This is a genomic window from Nitrosomonas sp., from assembly GCF_019752415.1.
Classification (GTDB): domain Bacteria; phylum Pseudomonadota; class Gammaproteobacteria; order Burkholderiales; family Nitrosomonadaceae; genus Nitrosomonas.
This window is the reverse complement of the sequence record NZ_JAIEME010000012.1, coordinates 30,712-56,027: the sequence shown is the minus strand read 5'-3', so window position 1 is coordinate 56,027 and position 25,316 is coordinate 30,712. Positions and strand designations below refer to the sequence as shown.

General features: G+C 46.2%; 26 protein-coding genes and 2 pseudogenes. 16 read left to right on the top strand and 12 right to left on the bottom strand.

Translation table 11 applies throughout. From position 1 onward, the window contains the following. Window positions 1-256 precede the first annotated feature (256 nt). The 4 genes from K2P83_RS03190 (at window position 257) to amrS (ending at window position 3,140) form a co-directional block, all read left to right on the top strand. A complete protein-coding gene (locus K2P83_RS03190) occupies window positions 257-379 on the top strand; it encodes a hypothetical protein (RefSeq protein WP_292926432.1) in 123 nt (40 codons plus the stop codon). A gap of 281 nt (window positions 380-660) precedes the next feature. Next, window positions 661-1,443 (top strand): AmmeMemoRadiSam system protein B, encoded by a 783-nt coding sequence (gene amrB / locus K2P83_RS03185; RefSeq protein ID WP_292926431.1) that lies wholly within the window; start codon window positions 661-663, stop codon window positions 1,441-1,443. A gap of 13 nt (window positions 1,444-1,456) precedes the next feature. Next, complete coding sequence (gene amrA / locus K2P83_RS03180; RefSeq protein WP_292926430.1) at window positions 1,457-2,050, top strand: AmmeMemoRadiSam system protein A; 594 nt, start codon at window positions 1,457-1,459, stop codon at window positions 2,048-2,050. Then, window positions 2,043-3,140 carry an AmmeMemoRadiSam system radical SAM enzyme gene (gene amrS / locus K2P83_RS03175; protein WP_292926429.1) on the top strand — a complete coding sequence of 366 codons (1,098 nt, stop codon included), beginning with the start codon at window positions 2,043-2,045 and terminating at the stop codon, window positions 3,138-3,140. Before amrA ends, amrS begins: the two co-directional genes overlap by 8 nt. 178 nt (window positions 3,141-3,318) lie before the next feature. On the opposite strand, the gene K2P83_RS03170 is transcribed toward amrS, so the two are convergent. Beyond that, window positions 3,319-3,630, bottom strand: coding sequence for a DUF2934 domain-containing protein (locus K2P83_RS03170; protein ID WP_292926428.1), 312 nt, complete (start codon window positions 3,628-3,630; stop codon window positions 3,319-3,321). A gap of 249 nt (window positions 3,631-3,879) precedes the next feature. Here K2P83_RS03170 and K2P83_RS03165 point away from each other — a divergent pair, with 249 nt between their 5' ends. Beyond that, entirely contained in the window at window positions 3,880-4,233 is a 354-nt protein-coding gene (locus K2P83_RS03165) for a hypothetical protein (RefSeq protein ID WP_292926427.1), read from the top strand. A gap of 250 nt (window positions 4,234-4,483) precedes the next feature. Here K2P83_RS03165 and K2P83_RS03160 read toward each other — a convergent pair whose 3' ends face one another. The 3 genes from K2P83_RS03160 to xseA all read right to left on the bottom strand — a co-directional run bounded on the left by K2P83_RS03160 (window position 4,484) and on the right by xseA (window position 6,842). Further along, complete coding sequence (locus tag K2P83_RS03160; protein ID WP_292926426.1) at window positions 4,484-4,804, bottom strand: hypothetical protein; 321 nt, start codon at window positions 4,802-4,804, stop codon at window positions 4,484-4,486. A gap of 259 nt (window positions 4,805-5,063) precedes the next feature. Beyond that, entirely contained in the window at window positions 5,064-5,438 is a 375-nt protein-coding gene (locus K2P83_RS03155; protein WP_292926434.1) for a DUF423 domain-containing protein, read from the bottom strand. Window positions 5,439-5,492: 54 nt separating this feature from the next. Then, window positions 5,493-6,842 (bottom strand): exodeoxyribonuclease VII large subunit, encoded by a 1,350-nt coding sequence (gene xseA, locus K2P83_RS03150; protein WP_292926425.1) that lies wholly within the window; start codon window positions 6,840-6,842, stop codon window positions 5,493-5,495. 366 nt (window positions 6,843-7,208) lie between these two features. Between xseA and K2P83_RS03145 the strand changes: the two genes are divergently transcribed. The 6 genes and pseudogenes from K2P83_RS03145 to K2P83_RS03120 all read left to right on the top strand — a co-directional run bounded on the left by K2P83_RS03145 (window position 7,209) and on the right by K2P83_RS03120 (window position 13,085). Continuing rightward, on the top strand, window positions 7,209-7,817 hold the full coding sequence (locus K2P83_RS03145) for a MotA/TolQ/ExbB proton channel family protein (RefSeq protein WP_292926424.1): 609 nt from the start codon (window positions 7,209-7,211) through the stop codon (window positions 7,815-7,817). Window positions 7,818-8,290: 473 nt separating this feature from the next. Further along, window positions 8,291-9,145 (top strand): VacJ family lipoprotein, encoded by an 855-nt coding sequence (locus tag K2P83_RS03140; RefSeq protein ID WP_292926423.1) that lies wholly within the window; start codon window positions 8,291-8,293, stop codon window positions 9,143-9,145. A gap of 151 nt (window positions 9,146-9,296) precedes the next feature. Beyond that, window positions 9,297-11,306: a squalene--hopene cyclase gene (gene shc, locus K2P83_RS03135; protein ID WP_292926422.1), complete on the top strand. Its 2,010-nt coding sequence runs from the start codon at window positions 9,297-9,299 to the stop codon at window positions 11,304-11,306. After that, complete coding sequence (locus K2P83_RS03130) at window positions 11,297-12,034, top strand: phosphorylase (protein WP_292926421.1); 738 nt, start codon at window positions 11,297-11,299, stop codon at window positions 12,032-12,034. Before shc ends, K2P83_RS03130 begins: the two co-directional genes overlap by 10 nt. Window positions 12,035-12,332: 298 nt before the next feature. Further along, window positions 12,333-12,706 (top strand): annotated as a pseudogene (locus K2P83_RS14295) (HupE/UreJ family protein). A gap of 40 nt (window positions 12,707-12,746) precedes the next feature. Beyond that, window positions 12,747-13,085 carry a Plug domain-containing protein gene (locus K2P83_RS03120; protein ID WP_292926419.1) on the top strand — a complete coding sequence of 113 codons (339 nt, stop codon included), beginning with the start codon at window positions 12,747-12,749 and terminating at the stop codon, window positions 13,083-13,085. 339 nt (window positions 13,086-13,424) lie between these two features. Here the strand turns inward: K2P83_RS03120 and K2P83_RS03115 are convergent, their stop codons facing one another. Next, on the bottom strand, window positions 13,425-14,234 hold the full coding sequence (locus K2P83_RS03115) for a sulfite exporter TauE/SafE family protein (RefSeq protein ID WP_292926418.1): 810 nt from the start codon (window positions 14,232-14,234) through the stop codon (window positions 13,425-13,427). Between the two features lie 6 nt (window positions 14,235-14,240). Then, window positions 14,241-14,891: a thiopurine S-methyltransferase gene (gene tmpT, locus K2P83_RS03110; RefSeq protein ID WP_292926417.1), complete on the bottom strand. Its 651-nt coding sequence runs from the start codon at window positions 14,889-14,891 to the stop codon at window positions 14,241-14,243. A 138-nt stretch (window positions 14,892-15,029) separates the two neighbouring features. Here tmpT and K2P83_RS03105 point away from each other — a divergent pair, with 138 nt between their 5' ends. Next, entirely contained in the window at window positions 15,030-15,470 is a 441-nt protein-coding gene (locus K2P83_RS03105) for a helix-turn-helix domain-containing protein (RefSeq protein ID WP_292926416.1), read from the top strand. 44 nt (window positions 15,471-15,514) lie between these two features. On the opposite strand, the gene K2P83_RS03100 is transcribed toward K2P83_RS03105, so the two are convergent. The 3 genes from K2P83_RS03100 to K2P83_RS03090 form a co-directional block, all read right to left on the bottom strand. Then, window positions 15,515-17,278 (bottom strand): ABC transporter transmembrane domain-containing protein, encoded by a 1,764-nt coding sequence (locus tag K2P83_RS03100; RefSeq protein ID WP_292926415.1) that lies wholly within the window; start codon window positions 17,276-17,278, stop codon window positions 15,515-15,517. Between the two features lie 310 nt (window positions 17,279-17,588). Beyond that, entirely contained in the window at window positions 17,589-18,107 is a 519-nt protein-coding gene (locus K2P83_RS03095) for a toxin-activating lysine-acyltransferase (protein ID WP_292926414.1), read from the bottom strand. A gap of 39 nt (window positions 18,108-18,146) precedes the next feature. Beyond that, window positions 18,147-18,428, bottom strand: coding sequence for a peptidylprolyl isomerase (locus K2P83_RS03090; RefSeq protein ID WP_292926413.1), 282 nt, complete (start codon window positions 18,426-18,428; stop codon window positions 18,147-18,149). 179 nt (window positions 18,429-18,607) lie between these two features. On the opposite strand from K2P83_RS03090, the gene K2P83_RS03085 reads away from it, so the two are divergent. Genes K2P83_RS03085 through K2P83_RS03075 form a run of 3 tightly spaced genes read left to right on the top strand, consistent with a single transcriptional unit; the run spans window position 18,608 to window position 22,929 of the window. Then, on the top strand, window positions 18,608-19,267 hold the full coding sequence (locus K2P83_RS03085) for an ABC transporter ATP-binding protein (RefSeq protein WP_292926412.1): 660 nt from the start codon (window positions 18,608-18,610) through the stop codon (window positions 19,265-19,267). 3 nt (window positions 19,268-19,270) lie between these two features. Then, on the top strand, window positions 19,271-21,820 hold the full coding sequence (locus tag K2P83_RS03080; protein WP_292926411.1) for an FtsX-like permease family protein: 2,550 nt from the start codon (window positions 19,271-19,273) through the stop codon (window positions 21,818-21,820). Beyond that, window positions 21,820-22,929 carry a carotenoid 1,2-hydratase gene (locus K2P83_RS03075; RefSeq protein ID WP_292926410.1) on the top strand — a complete coding sequence of 370 codons (1,110 nt, stop codon included), beginning with the start codon at window positions 21,820-21,822 and terminating at the stop codon, window positions 22,927-22,929. The genes K2P83_RS03080 and K2P83_RS03075 overlap by 1 nt, the downstream gene beginning before the upstream one ends. Window positions 22,930-23,933: 1,004 nt before the next feature. On the opposite strand, the gene K2P83_RS03070 is transcribed toward K2P83_RS03075, so the two are convergent. From K2P83_RS03070 to K2P83_RS03060, 3 genes are read right to left on the bottom strand one after another with little or no spacing between them, the layout of a single operon-like run. Next, window positions 23,934-24,137, bottom strand: a complete 204-nt coding sequence (locus K2P83_RS03070) for a hypothetical protein (protein WP_292926409.1) — start codon at window positions 24,135-24,137, stop codon at window positions 23,934-23,936. A 14-nt stretch (window positions 24,138-24,151) separates the two neighbouring features. Next, a complete protein-coding gene (locus K2P83_RS03065; RefSeq protein ID WP_292926408.1) occupies window positions 24,152-24,331 on the bottom strand; it encodes a transposase in 180 nt (59 codons plus the stop codon). Continuing rightward, window positions 24,331-24,513, bottom strand: a complete 183-nt coding sequence (locus K2P83_RS03060) for a hypothetical protein (RefSeq protein WP_292926407.1) — start codon at window positions 24,511-24,513, stop codon at window positions 24,331-24,333. Before K2P83_RS03060 ends, K2P83_RS03065 begins: the two co-directional genes overlap by 1 nt. 487 nt (window positions 24,514-25,000) lie before the next feature. Here K2P83_RS03060 and K2P83_RS03055 point away from each other — a divergent pair. After that, window positions 25,001-25,281, top strand: a pseudogene (locus tag K2P83_RS03055) (IS5/IS1182 family transposase); the annotation flags it as partial. Window positions 25,282-25,316: the final 35 nt, after the last annotated feature.

Below are 25,316 nucleotides of genomic sequence, written 5' to 3'. Positions count from 1 at the left end.
GAAAACAAGAAATGAGGGTAATAATGCAAAAAATGATGTAATTCAGGTCAAAATTGCGCAAATTATCGCAATATCACATAGTCATTCGGCTTGATCTCTACTGCGCGATGAATTATTCAGCGTTTCCCTAAGAATTGACCGTCACAGCATCAACCGGTTTGCCAATAATGCGACCAATCTGATGAATACTTATCGGGATGGCTGGTGACCGGAAGTATTGCCTTCAAATCCATTCAGCCCAACTGCAAAATGATCGATGAGTGATTTAATCGATGCAAAAATACTTCATCCATCTTCTGAGCCACAGGATAAACCACGGGATCCGCTATCGCTGATCCCTGAGTTTGGTGGACGATATTCGACGCAACTGAGCGTTTAACTAAATGGTATCTGGATGCAGTAGAAGTTTACAAGTAGTTGCCTGCAGTCAGAGTCAAGCCTTTCTGGATCATAATGTAGGGAATTTAAGCCATTTGCACGCCGCTGCTTCGGATTCGAATGATCTATGCTTGCATCATCAGCGGCGTGCAATTAATATTTTGAAAAAATGAATAGAATTTCATAGGAACGTTGAATGTGAGTTGACCAGACAGTTGCAATCTTTTTCTTGATTTTGTGTCTTATGCCTATATTAATAAGGCTGCTGGAGAAGAAAGAACTATGACTACGATTCGTTCGCCTGCGGTGGCAGGTTTGTTTTATCCCGCTGATGCATGGCAGCTTGAACAGGATGTTCAGCATTTACTTGCAAAAGCGGAATTTCACGATTCCAAACCCAAAGCACTGATTGTTCCGCACGCGGGGTATGTGTATTCCGGTGCAATCGCTGCGACAGCGTATGCCAGCTTGCATTCTGTTGCATCAGTAATCCAGCGTGTCGTATTGCTCGGCCCTGCGCATCGTGTTGCCGTGTATGGTTTGGCTTTACCCGGAGTGGATGTTTTTGATACGCCGCTGGGTAGCGTGGAACTGGATTCGGATTTAGCCAACGCGATTTCCCATTTACCCCAAGTGACCGTCAGTAAGGAAGCGCACGTCCTGGAACACTCCTTGGAAGTGCAATTGCCATTCCTGCAAAAGGTGCTGGGTGATTTTACTTTGCTGCCCCTGGCGGTTGGCATGACATCGGCAGAAGCAGTGGCGGAAGTATTGGAGCTACTATGGGGCGGGGAAGAAACCTTGATTGTGATCAGTTCGGATCTGTCGCATTATTTACCGTATGCAACGGCGCAGCGTGTGGACAGTGCAACGGTTCAATCCATAATGAAGTTACGGCAGCCGATTGACCATGATCAGGCATGTGGGAGTACGGCTATTAACGGCTTGATCCTCGCCGCTCAACAGCATCATCTAACACCACATTTGCTAGATCTGAGAAACTCCGGAGATACCGCAGGTTTACGCGATCAAGTGGTCGGTTATGCGGCGATTGCATTTAACTAATGGGGATATGCGTATGTCACTTGAGAAAAATGAGCAAGGGAAAATACTGTTGCAAATTGCACGTGCGGCTATTTCCCGTGCTTTGCATGTATCTGGTGTATCTGCGGCAGAGGTTGATGAAAATATGCCGTGGCTATCCAAGCCGGGGGCAACGTTTGTCACCTTGACGCAATGGGGTGAATTGCGGGGTTGTATCGGTTCGCTGCAAGCTTGTGATCCATTGATTGAGGATGTGAGCAATAATGCGGTATCGGCTGCCTTGTACGATCCCCGTTTTGCGCCCTTGGCTGCTGATGAATTGGATACAGTCAGCTTGGAAGTATCACTACTCTCCGAGTTGCAACTGCTTGGTTTTACCAGTGAAGCCGATGCGCTGGCGCAATTGCGTCCGGATATTGACGGGGTTGTGTTCGAGTATGGGCCTTATCGCAGCACATTCTTACCGCAGGTATGGGAAAGTCTTCCGCAACCACAGCAGTTTCTCGCCAAGCTCAAGTCCAAAGCCCGATTGTCTGAAGATTTCTGGGCTGAAGATGTTAAGTTATCCCGCTATACCGTGAGTAAATGGTGTGAGACGGGTTATTCCAAGGAGTGTGCGCATGGATGAACCGATTAGTGCCGCTGAGCAATACCCAGCAAAATATTGGCATCAGCTTAATGATGGCCGGATCCAATGTGATTTGTGTCCGCGCGATTGTAAATTGCATGAGGGGCAGCGTGGTGCTTGTTTCGTTCGGGGCCGTGTTGGCGATGCGATGGTATTGACTACTTATGGGCGTTCGTCCGGTTTTTGTGTCGATCCCATCGAGAAAAAGCCATTAAACCAGTTTTATCCCGGTAGCAGTGTTTTGTCATTCGGCACTGCGGGTTGTAACCTTGCCTGCAAATTTTGCCAGAACTGGGATATTTCCAAATCGCGCAGCTTTGACAAGCTACTGGATCAAGCCAGTCCCGAAGCTATTGCGCGCTCTGCGGAAAAACAGGGCTGCAAGAGTGTTGCATTCACTTACAACGATCCGGTGATTTTTGCCGAGTATGCGATGGACGTGGCGGATGCTTGTCATGCCAGGGACATCAAAACTGTGGCCGTGACGGCGGGTTATATTCATGCGCAACCGCGGCGTGACTTTTTTGCCAAGATGGACGCCGCCAATGTTGATCTCAAGGCATTTGCCGATGAGTTTTATGTCAAGCAAACCGGGTCGCGCCTGCAGCCTGTGCTGGAGACATTGAAGTATCTCAAACATGAAACTGATGTGTGGCTTGAGTTGACTACGTTATTGATTCCAGGTCTGAATGATTCCAGTCAGGAAATCAGTGCGATGAGCGAGTGGATCGTAAAAGAATTGGGTACCGATGTGCCGCTGCATTTCAGTGCTTTTCATCCGGATTACAAACTGAATGATATACCGTCTACACCGCCTGAAACATTGATTCAGGCACGTAAGATTGCGCTGGAAGCCGGGTTGCAGTATGTGTACACCGGCAATGTGCATAATCTTGAAGGCGATACGACATATTGTCCGGCATGCGGGAACGCTGTTATCGTGCGCGACTGGTACGAAATCAAACATTACCATCTGACTCCGGAGGGACGTTGTGAAGATTGCAATACCGTCATTGCGGGCCGTTACGGGCAATTTACCAGTCAATTCGGCAGGCAACGCGTCCCGGTTAGGATCGGAGCGATAGTATGAATACCGTAAAAATTCCAACCGTTTTAGTCCTTGCAATACTTTTGTTGCCCATGTGCTAAAGCAACAAGGCAATGGTACGTTGCAATTCGATTTGCTGACATGCGCCAAATCAAGATTATGCGTTTCGATATCGACCTGCTGACGCGCCGCCTGCTTGCTGCGACAGCTTAGCTGCAGGCTAATTCTGAAACAAAGGCTTTTGCTTTGATGAAATGCGAGAAAGAATTAATGTTCGTACCTGGTGCAACACATTTATTTGAAGAACCGGGTACCTTAGAACAGGTTGCACAGCTTGCAGCCAAATGGTTCTTGCAGTATTTGCAATAAGGTTGATGTGCTTATGATTTATCAGGGTAATCGATTGCTTTAATTGCTTTGGGTAGTTTGTTTCTATTTTTATTTCAGCCTCAAGCCAGTCTTGCACAGCATCAGCTTCATTGCCTGCGAGGCCGAGCTTTTCAGCACGGTAATAAGCAATGGTAGCGATCATTCCCTGATGATCGGTTTTTTTGCGCTAATGATCTGGTTGCCGGTAGATCAATACTCGTCGTATAAAATCAAACTAATTCTTGTAGATTTCATTCAATTTGTTATGATGGAAATAGAGAGTAAAAAAGTATCAATTTAAATTCATGACTTTCTGAAACAAGTAACGAATGGAGGAAATGTTTCAAACTGGTTGAAAATTTGTAGTAGAAGTGGAATCCCTTTTCATTTATCTCATACAAGGAGACTCACCATGCAATCAAAACTATTTTTCGTAGTTCTGTTTATCTTCACTTTCCTGACATTCGGTGCAGCAATGGCTGCAGACTCTGCAAACGTAAGTAATGCTGAAGCGAAAGCTAAAACCAGCTTCGATCATATTAAATTAGCTGAGTATTATGAAAATGAAGCAAATGCATTGAAGGCAAAAGCAGAAGAACAAAGAAAGTTGCTGGAAGAGTATCAAAATCATAGCGAATACTATGGGCGAGAAGGTCAAGAATTTGAGTCACACCATGAAGCTTTATTAAGAGAATATACAAAAGCGACAGAACGGAATAATGAAATGGCTGTTTCCCATCGAAACATGTCAAAGAAAGTTAAGTGATTGTAGTAGATTAGTGCTGGATTTAGCCTAACTTTTTTTGGCAGTCAGTCATTTCAGTCGTTGTTTTGGGGTTCCATAATTAAATCTTATTCGCTTTCTTTAAAAAGTATTGGGAATAGTTTCTTTGGAACCCTGCCGAGTTTTCTCAGTGCACACTTAGCTTCATTCCAAAACGAAGTAAAAGGTAGTCTTGTCGTAACACATAACTATACATTTCAGTTCTTTGCATTGTAATGCGTATTGGTATTTGCTAAAAAGCAAATACCAATACCAAACATAATGTCCCACTTATTAGTAAAGTGTTTCTAAAGGCAGCAAAGAATACTTCATGTAGAGCTTCTCCTTTGTATGTTCCTAACTCAGGGCCTAATGATATTAAGGAGCTCCATACAAGCAGTAGAGCACCTAGAACAGATAAAACATATTTGGTATCAAATGATAGAGATGGGTGGATTGCATCTGTAAAATACCCAGCTACCAGCATTAATACAAGAAGAAAAGTAACCAAAAATAAAGATTTAACTATCTTTTCTTGAAGAAGATTGGCAGCATTAATAATGCTGCTTTCCATTTCCTTAAGTGATTATTCTGTTGGGTATTTTCCTTCTTCATACAATTTTCTAAGATCCCTTGCCTCTAGATTAATTGCCATGTTATGAGCTACTGCCATAGATATATATCTTGGCCTATCAAATAGGTAACAAAATATAGCTTTAATAATATTGGCTTTTTTATATAGCATGCTATCTACTTGAGTAGAATATTTTCAGGTCTGACTAAGGCTGCACATGAAAAAATTAAATGTTAACAATAAAGCTAACGAGTCATTTCTATTTTTCTTTCCAGATGGCATAGACAAGTAAAGCCCATGCACTGAGAAACGAAATGCCACCGAATGGTGTGATCATGCCCAGTGCGCGCATTCCGGTCAGGCTTAATGTGTAAAGGCTGAAACTGAATAAAATAATCCCGGCCATCATCAACCAGCCGGATATCGGGATTAAGCGGGACTTGGGAAAATGCAGCAATAACAAGCCAATGATGAGAATCCCGAAGGCATGATAAAAATGATATTGAATTCCGGTTTGATACACTGCCAGCATACTTTCTGATAGTGTTTGTTTCAGGCCGTGTGCGCCAAAGGCGCCCAGTGCGATGCATAAAAAGGCATTTATGGCACCCAGAATCAGAAAAGTTTTTGGCATCAACAATCTTGTCCTTATTAAATAAAGTGGAATTAATATAAGATCCCTGTGCTTTTATGAAGAATCTTTTGTTTTGCTGACATCAGCTTCACACATTCCGTGCGCGAATTTTACCTGAATTCTATCGCCGGAATGAATTTGTTTGCTGTCACGGATTACGGTGTTTTGCAGGGTATAGGAGATGCTGTAGCCGCGTTCCAGAACCGACTGCGGATTTAGGTGTGATAACTGTGTTTGTAAATGCTGCAGGTTGACTGACAGTGTTTCGAAATAGCGTGAAAATGAGTAGCGGAAACGTGCGGCGAGTTCTTTTTGCTGCACCTCCAGACGAACAATGCCCGGGCTTGCGGCTGCTAGCCGTTGATTAAATTCGAGTAATTTCCAGTGCTGTTTTTCGATCTGATGTGTCCAAGTCTTGATATACCGATTCTGCAAATGTTGTAAATGAACATATTGCTGTTTGATCCGGTCACCAGGATGAATTAAACGATGCGCCAGAATGTCCATTTTCTGCATTGCGTATTCAATATGATGCAAAGTGATGCGATACATGCGCTGGTGCAAGGTTTTCAGGTGGCGGCTTAATTCCTTATGATCCTTGCTGGCCAGTTCAGCAGCTCCGGTCGGCGTGGGAGCACGGATGTCGGCGACAAAGTCTGCAATGGTAAAGTCTGTTTCATGGCCGATGCCACTGATGACCGGTATTGAGCTAGCGGCAATCGCAAGCGCTACAATTTCTTCGTTGAATGCCCATAGATCTTCAATGCTGCCACCACCCCGGCAGAGTATCAGCGCATCGCATTCCGCTCGTTGACCCGCTATTTTAATAGTATCAGCAATAGAATTGGCTGCTGTCTTTCCCTGCACCAGGGTAGGATAGATGATGACCGGCAACGACGGCATGCGGCGTTGTAATGTCGACAATACATCACGTAATGCGGCAGTATCCAGCGATGTGATGATGCCGATCTGTTTGGGGAATGCGGGTAACGGTTTTTTATTTGCGGGGTTGAATAACCCGGCTTTTTCCAATCTGGATTTAAGTTTCTCAAATGCTTCAAATAACTCACCTGAACCGGCTCGGCGCATGGTTTCAATGTTCAACTGAAAATCGCCGCGCGGCTCATACAATGTAACTAGCGCCAGCACTTCGACTTGCATACCATCTTTTGGCTGCCAGTCAATGTATTGATTCTTGTGGCTGAATAGGACACAGCGTATTTGTGCGCTGGCGTCTTTTAGAGAGAAATACCAGTGGCCCGACTGATAACACTTTAAATTTGAAATTTCACCTTTAACCCACAGTAACGGTATGTTCTGTTCCAGAAATTGCTTGGTGTTGCTGTTTAACTCGCTTACCGTAAGCACTTTATGGAGAAGATTTGAGATTGGAAGCAGACTCATTTTGATATTGTGTAATAATCCGCATCTATTGTTGAAACAGCGTGGCCCGATGTGATGGGTAGAGTACGTGCTGATCGGGAAGTGTAAGTTAAGTTAATGTTTGTTAGTGTATTTGTATGAGATTAAAAAACAGTCAATCCAGAAAAGATGTTTAGGACTGATAACTTAATTCTTAAACTTGTTACCTATTCACAAACTTATCCACAGAAATTGTGGATAAAAAATCAACCATTTTCCTTGGCTGAAAATACGCGATCAAGATTCATTCGAGCCGAATTGGTTACTTAGTTATAAAATAAACAAATCAGGTAATATAGTACGCCACAGAATAATACCTGGATCTACAGTGAGTGAGGAGACTATCACGTGTTATCTTTAATTCAAGCGGCTGGCTGGCCGATCTGGCCAATCATTTTCGCTTCCGTAGTTGCCTTAGGCATTATTGGGGAACGGATGTGGACATTGCGTTTAAGTGTTATTTCACCAAAAGAATTATTGCCTAAAGTACTCAGTGAGTATAAACGCGGAGGCGTCAATTCGGAGATGCTTGCGCATTTGCAGAAACATTCTCCACTGGGAAGAATTCTTGCTGCCGGGCTTAAAAATGTGAAAAGCTCTCGTGAAATCATGAAAGAGTCGATTGAAGAATCTGGTCGTGTGGTTGCGCATGATCTGAGCCGCTACTTGACTACTTTGGGGACTATTGCTGCGTTGAGTCCTTTGATGGGGTTGTTTGGTACTTTGGTCGGTATGATAGAAATCTTCGGTTCGAATTCGCCTGCCGGAAGTAACCCGGCGCAGCTTGCATATGGGATTTCTGTCGCTTTGTATAATGCAGCGTTTGGCATACTCGTGGCGATTCCCAGCATGATCTTTTATCGCCATTTTCGTGCAAAAGTCGACGATTTTGTGATTGAAATGGAGTTGCAGGCTTTAAAATTAGTCGAGATTGTGCATGGAGAGCGAGAAGGGTAAATGGTTTATTGATTGATTAGGTCATTGTCGCTAGTCGTTTGTTGTATGAGTAGCTATCAAGTCTGAGTAATTCTGGATCTGTAGTGATTCGTATGCTGTTTTTAAGAATTCGAAGATTCTGACATTTGGCAGTTAATTCACATTTATTTTCACCGGGAAAATGGATTTAACCTCATCAAATATGAATGAATTCTGGTTATTTTTGCAGGGATAGCGAAGCAGGATATTGAAGGAGTAGTGTATACTGCGGCTGAATTATTTTGACTGGAAATGCACGTAAGAACAGGCTAGTAGAAGCGAGTATGGAACCGACGTTAAAGTTTATCTGACTGCAGCTCGAAAGGTTCAAAAATAAAACCCCAGCTTACCTGGCAGCTCGCCATTTGTTAATGAAATGGCTACGGAGTAACGGAATAATAATACGACATCTGTCATTGCTGAAAAAATTTGCAGGCTGATTGTTTTATAAGTAAATGAGTGAGAAGATCAGAATCTTGAGAAATATAAGTTCAATAGTAAATCATAACCATATAATTATTATTGTATTAACTTTGTTCTTCACAATTTTGCAGGGTTGTGCAACAACGACAAAGAATAGTGATCAGCATTTGGACCCGGTTGATCCACACGAACAAATTAATCGCGCTTCCTATGATTTTACTGACAAGGTAGATCGAGCCGTGTTTGTTCCCATTGTGAATGCTTACATCGACTATGTTCCTGATGCTGCGCAGCGGTCGATTGGAAATTTCTACGAAAACTTGTCCTATCCCAACGTCGTGCTGAATTCTTTCCTGCAAGGCAAAGTAAAGCAGGGGACTGAAGACACGCTACGTTTTTTTGTGAACTCAACGGTCGGAATGTTTGGCTTTTTCGATATGGCAACCCACATGGGGTTACAAAAGCATGATGAAGATTTCGGTCAAACATTAGGTGTATGGGGTGTGAATACTGGGTCTTATTTGTTTATTCCGCTTTTAGGTCCCAGTAGTGAGCGTGATGTAACCAATATTCCAGTAGGACTTTTGACTAATGTGCTTTTCTACGCGGGTCTCGCAGTGGGGACATCATTTGCTGCTCCTTTAACTATTCTAGGCGCTATCGACAAGCGTGCTCGTTTATCCGGTCCAATGCGTATTCGTGATGAAGCCGCTCTGGACCCCTACTTGTTTGTACGTGAAGCATCGCTGCAGCAACGTGAATTTCTGATTCATGATGGTAAACTGCCATTAGACCTTTACTATGATCCTTTTCAAGATAATCCATTTGAAAATGAATTAGAAAAAACAAAAACAAAAACAAAAACAAAAAAAGAAAAGAAATTATGATTAATGAGGCTTGATAGCCATTTTGTTTAAAAGAGTTTGTTAGATATTTACAGGAAGAAATCTTATGTGAAGAATCCATTTAGGCCAAACAGGATTGATAATAGGCATTAAATCTATTGGGATATTTGTAACAGACAGGGCGCTTAGGAATATGGACGGGTTTCAAAGAATATCGAATATATCGCAGCAACAAGTTGATTCTACTCTTGAAGATGAGGCACCTTTTTCGAAGACGGCATTAAACCTGAATCAGGAAGCAGTCAATACCAGTGAGCTGGAAATTAAATTTACCCAAGCTCGCGCAGCCATGTTGTCTTTACAAAATGCAGATGGGCATTGGTGTTTCCCGCTGGAAGCGGATTGCACAATCCCCGCAGAATATATTTTGATGATGCATTTCATGGATGAAGTGGATGTTTTATTAGAAACAAGAATAGCGCGTTTTATCCGTGATAAACAGGATCTGAGTCATGGTGGCTGGCCGTTGTATTATGGCGGTGCTTTTGATATCAGTTGCACCATTAAAGCGTATTATGCCTTGAAACTGGTGGGTGACTCTCCCGAGGCAGCCCATATGGTGCGTGCACGGGAAGCCATTCTGGAACGCGGCGGTGCAGCCAAAGCGAATGTCTTCACCCGTTTGCTGCTGGCAATGTATGACCAGATTCCATGGCGTGGCGTGCCCGTTGTGCCAGCAGAACTTGTTTTGCTACCGCGCTGGTTTCCTTTTCATCTCAGCAAAGTTTCTTACTGGTCACGTACCGTGATGGTGCCTTTGTCGATTCTGTGTACGATGAAGGCGCGCGCTGTTAATCCGCGGCAAGTGCACCTTCGTGAGCTGTTTATCATTCCACCGGAAGAAGAAAAGAATTATTTCCCAAAGGCGGGAACGCTGCTGAAACGCATTTTTATGTTGACTGAGCGCGTATTGTCGCGAGTGGAACCCAGACTTCCCCAGTCAGTACGTCAATACGCCATACGTCGCGCAGAAAGCTGGACCCTTGAGCGCTTGAACGGAGAATGTGGCATCGGTGCTATTTTTCCAGCCATGGTCAATGCGCATGAATCATTGGCATTATTAGGCTATGCGTATGATCATCCCAATCGCGTGCAGTGTCGCAATGCATTGCGCGGATTGTTAGTCGATGAAGGAGAACGTGTTTGGTGTCAGCCTTGTACCTCACCGGTCTGGGATACCGTGTTGACAAGTCTGGCGTTACAAGAAGATCCAACGACGGATCAGAAACCGGTGCTGCAGGCGCTGGATTGGCTGGTGGAACAACAGATTCTGGATGAGCCGGGTGACTGGCGCGATAACTGCCCGGATTTGCCAGGCGGTGGTTGGGCTTTTCAATACGCGAATCCGCATTATCCTGACCTCGATGATACTGCTGCAGTTGCCTGGGCAATGGATCAAGGCGATGCAGAACGTTATCAGAAGCCTCTGGAACGCGCGGCTAACTGGCTGTGTGGTATGCAATCGCGTAATGGCGGTTTCGCAGCCTTTAATATTGATAATACTTATCACTATCTCAATGAGATTCCTTTTGCTGATCATGGTGCGTTGATTGATCCGCCGACCAGCGATGTGACCGCGCGTTGTGTTGGTTTTCTCGGAAAATATGGGAAATCGCATCATCAGCATGCTGTGCTGCGCGGTATCAGTTATTTGTTGCGGGAACAGGAATCCAATGGCGCCTGGTTTGGGCGCTGGGGGACTAATTATATTTATGGCACATGGTCTGTCCTGGAAGCATTCCGTTTGGCTAAGTTTGATATGCAACATAAATCGGTACGCAGCGCCGTACAGTGGTTAGAATCCGTACAAAGAGCGGATGGCGGTTGGGGTGAAACCAACGACTCTTATCTGGATACCCAGCTTGCTGGTAAGTTTCCCGAGACCAGTACCGCGTTTCAAACCGCTTGGGCTGTGCTGGGTTTGATGGCGGCCGGTGAGGTAAACAGCGAATCGGTACGCAGAGGCATTAATTACTTGTTGCGCAATCAATCGAGTGATCATTTGTGGGAAGAACCCTGGTTCACTGCGCCTGGCTTTCCGCGCGTTTTTTATCTCCGCTATCACGGATATTCAAAATTTTTCCCATTATGGGCGCTGGCGCGTTACCGTGCGTTGACCAGAACAGTCGCTGCGTGCCTATAACCGGGCTGGTGACAGCCTTACGGGCTGAGGCCAGTTGCGTGTCTTCCGCGCGTGTTCCGTTCAATACAATCATGCCGGTTGGTGACCGGGCAGTTTTGTGGCTCAGCGGTATGGGTGCACAGGCCGCTCGGACAGCGGCTGAAGGATTACATCAGCATGGCGTAACGGCATTGGTGAGTTTCGGTGTTTCCGGTGCACTGAGTCCCGATCTGAAGCCTGGTGATTTGATCTTGCCGGATGCGATATATGCGGGTACTCCGTTGCCGGTGAACATAGCCTGGCGAGACCGGTTGCAAAATTTGCTACCGGCAGAGATTACCGTGCGAAATGGTGTCTTAGCGAACAGTGATGTGCCATTGACAGGTACCAAAGCAAAACTGGATTTGGCGCAAGCAACGGGTGCCTGTGCGGTGGATATGGAAAGCGCTGCGATTGCAGCAGTAGCGGCGGCGGCTGGCATTCCGTTTATCGCGGTACGCGCCATCATCGATCCGCTTCAATTCTCACCCCCGGAAGCACTTCTCGGCGCCGTCTATCCGGATGGCGGGGTAAATCCCATTCGTCTGACGGCATTGATACTAAAACGTTCTGTCCATTTAACTACGCTCATGCAAATGGGGGCGGGGATGCGCGCCGCACGCAAAACTTTATCAAAGGTTATTCAATCTGCGGGAACAGGACTGGCCAAATTTCAACCGGTACAAACAAGCGCATCTGATCATTTTTAAATCGGCACTAACAATTAGAAATAATCGGAAAATATAGCCAAAATAGCTTTTCTGCAGCAGATTGCGCTATTCGTGGACAGCCTCAGAGGTTTTTTCCTCTCATTGGGACTATTCATGTTGTTGTCTTTATCTCTTCTGAAAATTCCAACAATGTTTCTTGTCATTGGTAGTGGCTGGCGTGATAGTTTTCATCATCCATTAAAAGGATGGGTTCATATTCTGATCATGATTGCGGTAGGAGTCGGGCTGCACAGTCGCATAGGCAAGCTGTCTGTAACCTGTGGTATTTGCCAGCATTATGAGTTTTGGTGAATTCGTCGAAGCAGCTAACTTTGAAGTACCTAATGCGGAAATCAGAATTCTGCTGTCCGTTCTGATACTAAGCGTACTCATTATCCGCAAGACTCAGTTTAGTGCTCCGCTTAATGTCCAAATCATCGCATTCTTTGTTTTTTTCATGGCTATGCGCATGGCCAGGAAATATCGACTTCGGCAAATCTGATTTCCTACACGGCTGGCTTTGTATTTGCTATCTTGTTATCGCATGGTAGCGGCATATTGATTGCGCGTTTGGCCGTATTGGTTCTTGTTTTTTCTGTCGGTAGTAATGTGAATGCTCAGGAAACCGATAAATTAAAAAATTACAAACGCCAAGACAACGACAGAAATTAAGTCTGAAACCAGTAAAGTAAAATCGGTTGTATTTAGCGAAATGCTGATTACTGAACGGGCCAGTCTAATGATTGGCATTGCTGACAGCGCTTCTCAAGGTAATGTGGGGCAAGCCCAGATCAGATATCGGCCGATCACTCGGCCGGGAGAAGTGCTGGAAACCATACCCGGCATGATTGCCACGCAACACAGCGGCGAAGGTAAAGCCCATCAGTATTTTCTACGCGGGTTTAACCTCGATCATGGCACCGATTTTTTAACCCAAATTGAAGGCGTACCTATCAATCAATTATCGCATTCACATGGACAAGGCTGGACAGACACCAACTTTCTCATTCCTGAGTTAATCGAAGCGCTGGAATACAAAAAAAAGCATTAACTATGCTGAAAATGGTGATTTTGCCAGCACGGATTCAGCCAATATCCGCTATTTTAAAAAGTTGCCAGAAACTATGATCAGATTCACCGGTGGTAGCTTTGACTATTACCGTGGATTTAAGTTAATCCGGAAACCAGCAATTCATAACCAAGAGGCGAGAAACATGATCTTACGCAGAATTCTTTTAATCTCCGCGGATTCAATTCCCCGCTCCTTGGGGGGAAAGCTGGGGTCAACCGTAAGTCATGTTCACAGGCTTTCCCGGTGTAATGCCTTGTCATGCGTATTGGGTGTAAATACTATGAAAATGCTTCCAAAGAATACGCATGCACCCTTCGGTCAAAAATGAACAAGCGAAATTAACATCTTGATACTCAAAAGCAGCGAGATAACCGCAAATATCTTTTTTAAATAAGCCTCTGGCAAACTATGGGAGCAGCGCGCGCCATAGGAGACCGCAATAGAGCTTGTAATCGCAATTGCCAAAAATGCTGGCACATCAATGAATCCAAGAGTATAGGGATCACTTAATGTGATAGACCAGCCGCTCATCATGTAGCCGGCAGTACCCGTGATGGCAATCGGAAATCCAATTGCGGCGGAAGTACCAATGGCGCTTTTTATGTTGACATTCTTATAGCCGAGGTAAGCAACGGCGAGGAAACCACCACCCACTGCGGCAAGCGCTGATACAGATCCGATCCCAATTCCAGCCGCAATCAATCCGAGAAAGGTTGCCGGTTTTGAGTTGGGTTTCGGTTGCCAATTAAGAAACATTTGTCCCGCTACAAGTGCCATGAACAATGCAAAAAACATAGCGATGTAGGCTGAGTTAACGTGGACGGCGGCTTGTGTAGCCAGAAAAGCGCCCAGAATAATTCCGGGTGCCATTCCGCCAACCACCTGCCACACAACGGTACCTCGAGAAGCATGTGCGCGAATGCTTGCCGTTGAAGAAATGATCATGCAAGCCAGCGACGTTCCTAATGCCAAGTGAATTGCGTTATCTCCGCTTATACCCTGGTAAGTAAAAATGGATGCCAGCAAAGGAACCAATATTCCACCGCCACCAAGCCCGAGTAAGCCTGCCAAAAAGCCAACTAAGGCACCCAAGACAAGATACAACAATATCCATTCAATTCCCGGCATATAAATCTATCCTATTATCTTGTTTTTTCTTAACAACCAAGCGGTCTCCGTTGACGCAACTTTTCCTTTCAATCCGCCCGCAACATTCTTGCTCCCAACAGATTCCAATTGATAAGAAGTGCCATAGTGTTGTTTTACTTCGTCCTGGTTCACTGAAAACGGCGGGCCATCCATGAGCAGTTGATCGTATTCATAAGTGATCAGCAACTGTGGCGCAGTGCCGGTTATGTTCATCAGGTGTGACGTATAGTGCTTTCGTATGCACGCAGGCAGAGCAACTAAAGCAGCACGATCGTATATCGCGCTTATGGGCCCAAGATATTCAGCAGACACGGCAAAAATATCACCTACTAATATTTCAATATCTTCAGCACGATAACGAGCCAATTGACCAATTTTGGAAATTTCTGGTTCTAAACCAAGTTCTTTAAACAACTCTTTAATAGCCAGTTCGCTCAATTCTGCGCAAACAACTCGATAACCGCAGGCAAGCAACCATGCCGCATCACGTGTTTTGCCGCACAACGGCAGGAATATACGGCTTCCCTTTGTCAGATTTAATGCTTCAAAATGTTCTATTAAAAACGGATTTGCCTCACTTTCATGAAAACCAATATCCCCTTGTTCCCATTTTTGATGCCAAAAACTTGCTTCCATAGCAGCTCCTTAAATTCTTAAAAGATTAATGACAAGCCATCAATTTAATTGCTCAGGTGTTGTACAAATTTATGCACTGAGCTAGGATAAAAGCTCAAGTCGACTTGAAGTCAAGTATTAATTACAGCAGGTGAAATAATGGATATAACCGAGGTCGCAAAGGCATCTGGATTACCAGCCTCAACATTACGATTTTATGAAGAAAAAGGATTGATTCAATCAAATGGCCGGAGTGGATTACGCCGTTTATTCAGCGCCAATGTGATAGAACGGCTGGCTTTAATAGCTTTGGGGCGCAACGCCGGTTTTTCGCTTGATGAGATTGCTGAAATGTTTACTCCTGATGGTCCCGACATTAATAGAGCGCTGCTTTTGACCAAAGCGGATGAGCTGGACAAGACAATTGAAGAATTGACTGCTATGCGTGATGGGCTTCGTCACGCAGCGGTCTGCAAAGCACCAAACCATTTTGAATGTCCAAAATTTCTTCGCCTCCTCCGTATTGCTGGTAAAAATCGGTTTAGGCAACCCAATAGATTGAAGGAAAACAAGCTGAAGCGCGGAGTGAAGAAAACGTAAGACAGGCGATTTTAAATGCGCATGAGACGCTTAAACCTTTTTTCTTATTCCGGCTGCAATTGCAAAGCAGCTAATCTTGCATACAATGCACTCGATTGCAGTAACTCAGCATGTGTTCCCAGCGCATCCAGCCGCCCATGATCCAACACTGCAATGCGGTCGGCGGATTGTACCGTTGCCAGACGATGCGCGATGACTAGTGTGGTGCGGTTGCGCATCAATCGTTGCAATGCTTGCTGCACCCAAAACTCACTTTGCGCATCCAGCGCGCTGGTGGCTTCATCTAATAAAAGTATCGGTGCATCAGCTAATATGGCGCGTGCAATGGCCAGTCGTTGCTTTTGCCCGCCCGATAGCCCCAATCCGGAATCTCCCAGCAGGGTTTGATAGCCTTGTGGCAATTTGCTGATAAAGTCGTGCGCGTAGGCCGCATCGGCCGCAGCTTCGACTTCTGCATCACTGGCATCGGGACGGGCATAGCGCAGGTTGTCGCTGATGGTGCCATAAAATAAAGCCGGGTTTTGTGCGACTAGGGCAAAGCACCGGCGTAAGACAAAAATATCCAGGTTCCGGATATCAATACCCTCCAATTTGATACTGCCGGATTGATTGTCAAAGAAGCGTAGCAACAAATCAAACAACGTAGATTTTCCCGCACCCGAAGGGCCTACCAAGGCCAGCGTTTCTCCCGCCCGGATAGTCAGCGTCAAATGATCGATAGCAAGCACATCGGGACGCGAAGGGTAGGCGAAGCACAGCTGATCAATGGTGATATTTCCGGATACTTTCGGCAAAGGATGGGGTTTTTCAGGCGATTGGATCAGATTTTGCGCTTGTAATAATTCTATCGTCCGCTCGGCCGCACCGGCTGCGCGCTGTAACTCACCAATCACTTCCGAAATAGAGGCAACGGCCGAACCGACGATGACGCTATAGAACACAAAAGCAGCCAATTCACCCGCACTGATACGACCTTCGATCACATCAATGCCACCCACCCATAGCATGAATCCCACGGCACCCAGCACCAGCAGGATGACGATGGCGATCAGTAATGCGCGTTGCGTGGCGCGCTGTTTGGCGACGGCAAAGGCTTCTTCTACATGATCATAAAATTTGCGTTGATCAATGGATTGATGATTGTAGGCTTGAACTGTTTTGATCTGGCCAAGTACTTCACCGACATACGCGCCGACCGCAGCAATTTTATCCTGGCTTTGGCGTGACAAATGCCGCACGCGGCGGCCATAAATCAATATCGGCACCACCACCAGCGGCACGCAAATTGTTACTAATGCGGCCAGCTTCGCATTGGTGATAAATAACCAGATAATGCCGCCTATCATCATGATCAGATTACGTAACGCAAACGATACGGATGAGCCGATCACAGTTTGCAGTAACGTCATATCGGCGGTCAGGCGCGATTGGATTTCAAGGCTGCGGTTTTCCTCAAAAAATCCTGGATGCAGATGAATCAGATGGTTGAATACTTTACTGCGAATATCGGCAATCACCCGCTCGCCCAGCCAGGTAACCCAGTAGTACCGGGTAAACGTGCCGATGGCCAAGGCGATCACCAGCAGTACAAAAATCACCACATATTGACTCAACAGATCTTTGGACTGCGTCGCAAATCCTTGATCAATGAGCAGCCGGATACCTTGTCCGATGGATAAGGTAATCGTCGCCGTAAATAACAGAGCCAGCAAGCTGTAGACGACCTGGCGCTGGTAAGGTGCGATAAATTGTGCTGCTTTTTTGATGGATTGCCAGCGGGTTTGAGTGGTGTGTGGAAGTTCTGCCATGGATCACTAGTGCTGAAAATATGGCTCTTTTACGAACACGGCGATGAGGGATAACGGTATTGTTCTCACACTCCATAGCGTTTGTTGCCGCCTGATGTGATGCATACCCTCCTCCACGCGACCCGATACAAAAACGGCTCTCTGAGCATGGACAGTCCTACCCAAACTTTGATGTGTGTGAGGTTTGCTTAATGAGGGATTGTTGCTGAGATTAGACAAATCTGGATGACTCCTAATTACAGGATTTAGTTTGGATCCGGTGTGCGAGCCGACATTATGTACGGGCGAATTATGTGCTTTTTGGAGAGTCTCAGTTACTGGATTTTTCGCCGGATCGAGCGGAGCGGATATGCGCGTCGACGAAGGCGTTGACACTGAGCCGCCCGGAATGGATGCGCCCATCCGGATAGAGGCGCTTGAAATAGACCATCTTCTGAACCCGGCCGATCACGCGTAGTCGCTCAAGGATGATTTTCGTCACATCGTTAGTTTCTGCCGCCCACGCGTTAATCAGCATGATCTCGCCGGCTTTGCTGTCCTCGAAGGAGAGCTCACCCTGCCCAGCAAGCCACATATCGCCCTTCTCCTGAGTGGTCAGTGCCCAGCCGATAAACCCGACGATACGTCCGCTATCTGAGGCAATCAGATAGTGGCCGCGATTAATTTGTCCGACTAGAATGCGAGACCAGTGTCCGAATTGCAGACATGCAAAAGCCGGTTTGGTCATTAAATAGCTGACAGCGAATCCCAGCGCTTGCGCGGGGTTGATTCCCGTCAAAAGACGGATCTTGGTCTTATCAATAGGTAATGACGGAGCAGTATCTGGCATGATCTGATCACTGGCGGTTGATTGAGACAAATAGGCGTTCTAATCGCTACGTTTTGTCACTTCCAGCAAATGATACCCAAATTGGGTTTTAACCGGGCCTTGCACTTCACCCACCGGGGCACTGAAAACGACGGTATCAAATTCCTTCACCATTTGTCCGCGGCCAAATTCACCCAAGTCGCCGCCTTGTTTGCCGGATGGGCATAACGAATGTTGTTGTGCCAATTGGCTGAATTCTGCGCCATTTTCAATTTCCGCTTTCAGGTTGTTACATTGTTCTTCGGTCTTTACCAAAATGTGACGTGCGCTGGCTTTTGCCATAAGATTTCTCCTGTATTTTTAGAAGTGCTTAAAATTAATTTTTGTTACGTGGTACATTTAAGCATAAATCGATAGGTTTGTTAAAGCACGGTTGTATTCTTTCTACAGTTTATCCGGGTCATAGAGGTATGTTTCAATGAATTTAAAAAGTAATCCAACATCCAGTGGTGTCAATGCAAATGCTTGAATTATGTCATATCAATAAGGCCTATGCGGAAGGGCGGAAGGTGCTGACCAATTTAACGTATACCCTGAAAGCTGGCGAGTATGTGGCCATCATGGGTGATTCGGGTGTGGGCAAATCGACGCTGTTGAATCTGATTGCCGGGTTGGATACGCCCGATTCGGGTGAGATTCGCATTAACGGCGTGGCGATTTCATCGCTGAATGATGATGCCGCCACACAACTGCGGCGTGAGCAGTTTGGCTTCATATTTCAGGCGTTTCATGTGCTGCCCCATCTGACCCTGTCTCAGAATATCGCCTTACCTTTATTGCTGAATGGCGCGCCAACGGATCGTGTGGAACAGATGCTGGCTGGTGTGGGTTTGCGCGATCGCGGGCATCATTTTCCGCATCAGTTATCCGGCGGGGAGTTGCAGCGTGTTGCGATTGCGCGGGCACTGATACACCGGCCTAAATTGATGCTGGCGGACGAACCGACGGGTAATCTCGATCCGGATACGGCGCACGAGATTCTCCAGTTAATGCGCGCGGAAATCAAAACCAACGGCGCTACGGGTATTCTCGTGACGCATTCGCATGCTGCGGCTGCAACGGCGGATTTTGTGTTGAATTTGACCAAGGATGGGCTTGCATCCAGTGAAATCAGAGTGTAGCGAATGAGTACGGCATCGTTATCCCGCTGGCTGTTATTCGGTGAATGGCGTGCGCATTTTATACAAATGATCGTGGCACTCGTTGCCATTGCCATCGGTGTCGCTATGGCGTTTTCAATCCATTTGATCAATACGGCGGCTTTTAATGAGTTTTCTGCGGCCAGTAAGAGCCTTTCCGGGCAATCGGATTTGCAGGTATATGGCCGGAAAGCATTTTTTGATGAATCGCTTTATCCCTTGCTGGCCAATACTGAAGGCGTGGCGTTAGCGAATCCGGTTTTGGAATTGGATGTGGTGGTGCCGGGTAAACTGCAAAACAGAAATGATCACAAACTGAAAATCATCGGTATTGATATGTTCCGGGCGGTGCAGATTTCACCGGATTTACTGGGATTGACTGAGGAAGGAAAAACGCTGGATCGGCTAGCAAGCGATGCTATTTTTCTGTCACCAGCAGCCATGGAATGGTTGCAAGTGAAGCAAGGCGATTCGCTATCCTTGCATGTGGGATTGCAGACCATTACCTTGCGCGTGGCCGGTGGTTTGGTGCGGGCACGGGCAGGGCAACGCATTGCGGTGATGGATATTGGCGTGGCGCAGTGGCGTTTCCAGCAGCTTGGTTTATTGTCACGGGTCGAGTTGAAACTACAGAATGGTGTCAATCATGCAGCGTTTAAAATCAAGCTGGCTGAGGAACTGGGCGAATCGTATCGGGTTACTGAAGCCATCGATCAGGAAAAGCGGATTGCCAATATGTCGCGCGCATACCGGGTTAACTTGAACATGCTGGCGCTGGTGGCGTTGTTTACTGGTACGTTTCTGGTGTTTTCCACGCAGGTGCTCTCAGTCATCCGGAGGCGGCAGCAATTTGCATTGTTACGTGTCCTGGGCTTTACACGGCAGCAATTGTTGCAGCAAATCATTACCGAAGGGGCAATCCTCGGGGTGATCGGTTCGCTGCTGGGATTGGGCTTAGGATATGCTATTGCCGCCACGGCGATTCAGTTACTGGGCGGAGATTTAGGCACTAACTTCTTTCCGGGTGTTAAGCCCAGCATTTATTTTGATCCAATGGCTGCATTGATATTCTTTCTGGTTGGGATCATTGTGACAATGTTGGGAAGTATTGCACCAGCATTAGAGTCGGCGCGTGCTAGGCCTGCGCTGGCTTTGCGGTCCGGCAGTGAGGATGTGGCCATGGCAAAATTCTCACCGCCTTGGTTTGCTGTGATTTGTTTATCGGTCGCCCTGCTGTTCACGCAACTGCCGCCCATTTTTGGACTGCCGGTATTCGGCTATTTGGCCATTGCATTGCTGTTGATCGGTGGCATTGCATTGATGCCGCGTTTTGCAGCATGGACTTTTTCGAAGCTATTGAGCCAATTGCAGCGTTACCGGTTAAGCGCTGTTTTTACACTGGTGCTGGCGCGCCTGGCAAATGCGCCTAACCAGGCTGCTATCGCGCTGGGCGGGATACTGGCTAGTTTTAGTCTGATGGTGGCAATGGCGATCATGGTGACGAGTTTCCGCGTATCGATCGATGACTGGCTGGGGCATGTGTTACCGGCCGATTTATATGTGCGCGCTGCGGCAAACGGTGATCAAGGCGGTTTCCAACCCGACACGCAAAAGGCGATAGCCGAGCTACCCGGTTTTGATCGTGTGGATTTTTTCCGTACGCAGCAACTGTCACTCGACGCGAACCGGCCGGAAATCACCTTGTTTGCTCGCCCTATCGATAAAACCGATGCGCGGAATACGCTGCCGTTGACGGATGATAGGATTGCGCCAGGAGCACTGCCCGAAAATGTAATGCCGGTCTGGGTGTCGGAAGCGATGGTTGATTTATATGGTTACCGGGTAGGAGGAAAAGTGACATTGCCGATCGGCGCAACATCCAGTGAGTTTCTGGTTGCCGGTGTGTGGCGTGATTATGGCCGTCAATTTGGCGCGGTACAGATGCAACTGGCGGATTATCAGAGATTAACTGGGGATTTGAGTGTTAATACGGTCGCTTTGTGGTTGCAAGCTGAAATGACAGCGGATGCAGCCATCGCGAATTTACGGCAATTGCCATTTGGCGCGGCGCTGGAGATCTCCCGGTCGAGTGATATGCGTGCATTAAGCTTGGAAATATTTGATCGCAGTTTTGCGGTGACTTATATATTGGAAATGGTGGCGGTGGTGATTGGATTAATGGGCGTGGCGGCCAGTTTCTCGGCGCAAACATTGGCGCGCGCGAAAGAATTCGGTATGTTGCGCCATATTGGTGTCATGCGGCGGCAAATTTTTGCGATGCTGGCTGCGGAAGGTGGTTTGTTAACGCTGCTTGGAATTGTGTTGGGCTTTGTATTGGGGTGGGGTATCAGTCTAATTCTGGTTTTTATTGTCAATCCGCAATCCTTCCATTGGACCATGCAATTGCATCTGCCATGGGGTTGGTTGACGATGATCGCCGGGATTATGTTGGTTTCAGCGGCGCTGACGGCACTGCTGACCGGGAGGCAGGTCGTATCCGGTAATGTGATACGTGCGGTGCGGGAGGATTGGTAATGAAGAGGAATAAAACTGCCGGTAGGCGTTATTTCTTGCGTTTTGTCAGCGTGATTATGGTGATTCTAAGCTTGGTTGCTGCGGAGACGATCGCTGAATCTTCCCGGTTGTTGCCGGTCGTGCCCGACTATAAGCTAACTTTTCCACATGATTACGGTGCGCATCAGGATTTTCGTATTGAATGGTGGTATATCACCGGCTGGTTGGAGACGGCGGATAAGAAGCCACTGGGCTTTCAGGTTACCTTTTTTCGTTATGCGACTGACCAAAATCAGGACAATCCAAGCCGCTTTGCAGCGAAATATTTAATTATCGCGCATCTGGCATTATCCGATCCTGCCGCGGGCAAGCTGATGCATACTGAAAAGTCTGCTCGTGAAGGTTTTGATCTGGCTTATGCCAGGTCAGGCAATACCGATGTGAAGCTGGATGATTGGACCCTGGTGCGTGAAGAGGATGGGCACTATCAGGTGGATATGCGGACCGGTGATTTTGGTTTGCGATTATCCTTGACTCCGACGCAAATGGTGATGCTGCAGGATCAAAACGGTTTTTCCCGCAAAGGCCCGAAACCGGAACAAGCAAGTTACTACTATAGCGAACCGCATTTAAGTGTAACCGGTACGGTTTTTCGGCAAAACAGGCCGACTGCTGTCACTGGCCGTGCCTGGCTTGATCACGAATGGTCGACTGCTTATCTGGATCCGGAGGCTGACGGTTGGGATTGGGTCGGTGCCAATCTGGATGACGGGTCATCCTTGATGGTTTTTCAAATACGTAAAAAGAATGGTGGTAAAGTTTGGGCCTATGCTGCATTGCGCAGTGTGTCGGGCGATATTAAATTTTTTAATCCGGAAGAAGTGGAATTTACCCCTACTCGTACCTGGCAATCACCCCACACAGAGGCAATTTATCCTGTCGCGATGCATATTCGCACTGGTGAGATTGAATGGCAGCTTACGCCACTGCTGGATGACCAGGAACTCGATTCACGCCAATCTACCGGATCGGTATACTGGGAAGGCGCAGTGACACTGACCAGAGATGATCAACCCGCTGGCCGTGGCTATCTTGAACTAACGGGTTACGTGAAGCCTTTAGCATTATGAGTCTCATTAGTAATGATTCAAAAATCATTGGATGAATATGGTTTCAAAAGGCTGTGAACGTTATGGAATGGGGTTTTCTGTGAAAAAATGTTGCCGGACTGAATGAGTTTTTACAGTAAATAGAAGAGCTGCTTGATTTCAATACTTTCATTGTTGTTAAATGTGAGTTAGAATTTGTCACCGCAATAATCAAACGAAGTGAGATGGTTGCGAAGCAAATACTCGGTTCCATCAATTAAGATTCATTGTATAGTGAATCTTAGGAGCGAGATAAAGTTTCACGATCATAAAAATTTTGTGATCGTGTATGCAGGGGGGGTCGATTATTGTCGACTTTAATTCTTAATCAAAGAAATATCTTAAATAAGGAGATTAGTTATGAGCGAAATCAACAGAAGAGAAACAGATGCACAAGTACTAAGATTGTTCTTCATTTCGACAGCAGCTTTTATCGTTATTGGAGCAGTTGTTTACGGCGTTTTCTAGACTGAATAAATTTTATTGATGTCCTTAGTGGCTTAAGTTTTGCTAGTAATTGGTTTTTTAGCGCTATCAGAACTTTTCCAATCACTGCAAGTAAAAGTGGTAGACAGGGCAGAGTCAGTCAAATGTTTCCAAAAACAAAAACCATAAAACCCATCTAGCGGATAAGTAATATCCGCTAGATGGGTTTTCTCGTCTAAAGGCACATCAAGAAATTGATGTCCGATCCTCTCTCAAATGTCATGCATTCTGCTTGTTTGACTACCGCAGTTGCTTTGTGGTGGATGTGCAATACGGTCGCATATAACGGGTGTGCGCTGTGTTCTGGTACCTGGCATCCTTCTTGCCCGCCTTCCCAGGCAAGATGATCTGCGTTCCATTGATTTCAACTTTGCCGCGGTAGCCGCGATCGCACACGGCTTGCTTGGCGGCTTTCCCGCGCGAAATCTCTACATGACGCATTATCGCTGGTAATGTGTGTCTGTCATGCAGGTTCTGTTCGTGACTGATTACACCGACGATCAGATTACCTTTTGCGGTACTGGTGATTGATGCTTTGCTGCCGTACTCATATTGTCGTGGGCAGGGCCAATCTTGTTGAGGCGATTAATAATCTTGATCGCCAGTTTGCTATCCGTTGGGTATGTGATGTTCTTCTCATGCACGGTCGTGTCGACATGAGCCACATCTTCCAGCGCCGACTCTCCATGTAAACCAACGCTCATCCGGAAAATCCGCTCTACACCTGAGTACCTATGCGCTTGCGAAAATGCACCAGTTCCGTGCTATGGCAAGGCAGCTTCTGTTGGAAATCTTTCATGCCACAAAAAGCCTGGTAATAAGGATTGCGCTTCCGCTGTAATACTACCGATTCGTCACTCAAACTCTCTAACCGCTTCAGTATCAATAACCCAACCATCAATCGGATCGGCTTACTCGGCGCACCTGTCGTTGCGGTGTAATGGATGGAAAATGATTCCTCAAATCTTGCCAGGGTATCGCTGATGCAAGCTTCAGCAGTGGATCATTGGGATCAAGTTGCACCAACAATTCTGTTTCAAACAAATTCGGTCGATGAATCGTACTGCTACGTCTTAGCATTTCTAATCACCATTTCGACCAGATAACACATGGATATTTTAATATTTCCGGTCGTTATGATCACTGAAAATCAGTACATTTATAAATAATATCAAGTGCTTGTAGGTGTTCCATGGCTGATTACATAACCTTTTCATTGTTCGCTAGACCTGATCCGAAAGGTATTTTTGGCACGAAATAGGCTCTTGTAATGACCTTTATTTGAGGATTTGAGAGATAGCTGACGTGTTACTTTTCACTGCTATATGGATTTGCTATTTTCATTTGTTGCACTTGATATAGACATGAGATTTCTTGGGAATTTATCGAAATAAATGAGGGTATCTAAGAAAGTCTGAACTTGCGATGCCCCCGATTGGTGCTCAGTGATGAGTTCTGGTCGAAGCCGGAGAAGGATCTGCTTGAAGAAGCTATTTATTTCAAGCGTAATTTTCGCCTGACGGTAGAATGTCTGTATGACCAGGTCAGCAGCATCGAATGCGGACTGGTTGACAGTTATGGCTTGCCAGTTGAACTTGTGATTACCAATGGAGAAGTGGATGATTGTATACGGGAGCAGATAACAAAGAGGGGAACTAGGCCTGTAATACCAAGAAAGTGCAATTCCTTGAAAGGTAATGCAGACAAGAACTACAAGGACTGGGGCTTGTATGTATAAGTATCGGCATTTGGTGGAAAACGCTTTTGCGCGATTACAGCAGTATCGTGCAGTGGCCACGATATGACAAACTGAGGAGAAATTACGAAAGTATGGTTGCCATGGCTTGTGGATATCTGCGGTTATCTATGAAAATGTTAACAAG

What these genes read in the sequence shown, in the direction of transcription:
- K2P83_RS03190 (WP_292926432.1), top strand. Translation starts at nt 257, where the DNA reads ATGAGTGATTTAATCGATGCAAAAATACTTCATCCATCTTCTGAGCCA.
- amrB (WP_292926431.1), top strand. Translation starts at nt 661, where the DNA reads ATGACTACGATTCGTTCGCCTGCGGTGGCAGGTTTGTTTTATCCCGCT.
- amrA (WP_292926430.1), top strand. Translation starts at nt 1,457, where the DNA reads ATGTCACTTGAGAAAAATGAGCAAGGGAAAATACTGTTGCAAATTGCA.
- amrS (WP_292926429.1), top strand. Translation starts at nt 2,043, where the DNA reads ATGGATGAACCGATTAGTGCCGCTGAGCAATACCCAGCAAAATATTGG.
- K2P83_RS03170 (WP_292926428.1), bottom strand. Translation starts at nt 3,630, where the DNA reads ATGATCGCTACCATTGCTTATTACCGTGCTGAAAAGCTCGGCCTCGCA.
- K2P83_RS03165 (WP_292926427.1), top strand. Translation starts at nt 3,880, where the DNA reads ATGCAATCAAAACTATTTTTCGTAGTTCTGTTTATCTTCACTTTCCTG.
- K2P83_RS03160 (WP_292926426.1), bottom strand. Translation starts at nt 4,804, where the DNA reads ATGGAAAGCAGCATTATTAATGCTGCCAATCTTCTTCAAGAAAAGATA.
- K2P83_RS03155 (WP_292926434.1), bottom strand. Translation starts at nt 5,438, where the DNA reads ATGCCAAAAACTTTTCTGATTCTGGGTGCCATAAATGCCTTTTTATGC.
- xseA (WP_292926425.1), bottom strand. Translation starts at nt 6,842, where the DNA reads ATGAGTCTGCTTCCAATCTCAAATCTTCTCCATAAAGTGCTTACGGTA.
- K2P83_RS03140 (WP_292926423.1), top strand. Translation starts at nt 8,291, where the DNA reads ATGAGTGAGAAGATCAGAATCTTGAGAAATATAAGTTCAATAGTAAAT.
- shc (WP_292926422.1), top strand. Translation starts at nt 9,297, where the DNA reads ATGGACGGGTTTCAAAGAATATCGAATATATCGCAGCAACAAGTTGAT.
- K2P83_RS03120 (WP_292926419.1), top strand. Translation starts at nt 12,747, where the DNA reads ATGCTGATTACTGAACGGGCCAGTCTAATGATTGGCATTGCTGACAGC.
- K2P83_RS03115 (WP_292926418.1), bottom strand. Translation starts at nt 14,234, where the DNA reads ATGCCGGGAATTGAATGGATATTGTTGTATCTTGTCTTGGGTGCCTTA.
- tmpT (WP_292926417.1), bottom strand. Translation starts at nt 14,891, where the DNA reads ATGGAAGCAAGTTTTTGGCATCAAAAATGGGAACAAGGGGATATTGGT.
- K2P83_RS03105 (WP_292926416.1), top strand. Translation starts at nt 15,030, where the DNA reads ATGGATATAACCGAGGTCGCAAAGGCATCTGGATTACCAGCCTCAACA.
- K2P83_RS03100 (WP_292926415.1), bottom strand. Translation starts at nt 17,278, where the DNA reads ATGGCAGAACTTCCACACACCACTCAAACCCGCTGGCAATCCATCAAA.
- K2P83_RS03095 (WP_292926414.1), bottom strand. Translation starts at nt 18,107, where the DNA reads ATGCCAGATACTGCTCCGTCATTACCTATTGATAAGACCAAGATCCGT.
- K2P83_RS03090 (WP_292926413.1), bottom strand. Translation starts at nt 18,428, where the DNA reads ATGGCAAAAGCCAGCGCACGTCACATTTTGGTAAAGACCGAAGAACAA.
- K2P83_RS03085 (WP_292926412.1), top strand. Translation starts at nt 18,608, where the DNA reads ATGCTTGAATTATGTCATATCAATAAGGCCTATGCGGAAGGGCGGAAG.
- K2P83_RS03080 (WP_292926411.1), top strand. Translation starts at nt 19,271, where the DNA reads ATGAGTACGGCATCGTTATCCCGCTGGCTGTTATTCGGTGAATGGCGT.
- K2P83_RS03075 (WP_292926410.1), top strand. Translation starts at nt 21,820, where the DNA reads ATGAAGAGGAATAAAACTGCCGGTAGGCGTTATTTCTTGCGTTTTGTC.
- K2P83_RS03070 (WP_292926409.1), bottom strand. Translation starts at nt 24,137, where the DNA reads ATGAGCGTTGGTTTACATGGAGAGTCGGCGCTGGAAGATGTGGCTCAT.
- K2P83_RS03065 (WP_292926408.1), bottom strand. Translation starts at nt 24,331, where the DNA reads ATGGTTGGGTTATTGATACTGAAGCGGTTAGAGAGTTTGAGTGACGAA.
- K2P83_RS03060 (WP_292926407.1), bottom strand. Translation starts at nt 24,513, where the DNA reads ATGCTAAGACGTAGCAGTACGATTCATCGACCGAATTTGTTTGAAACA.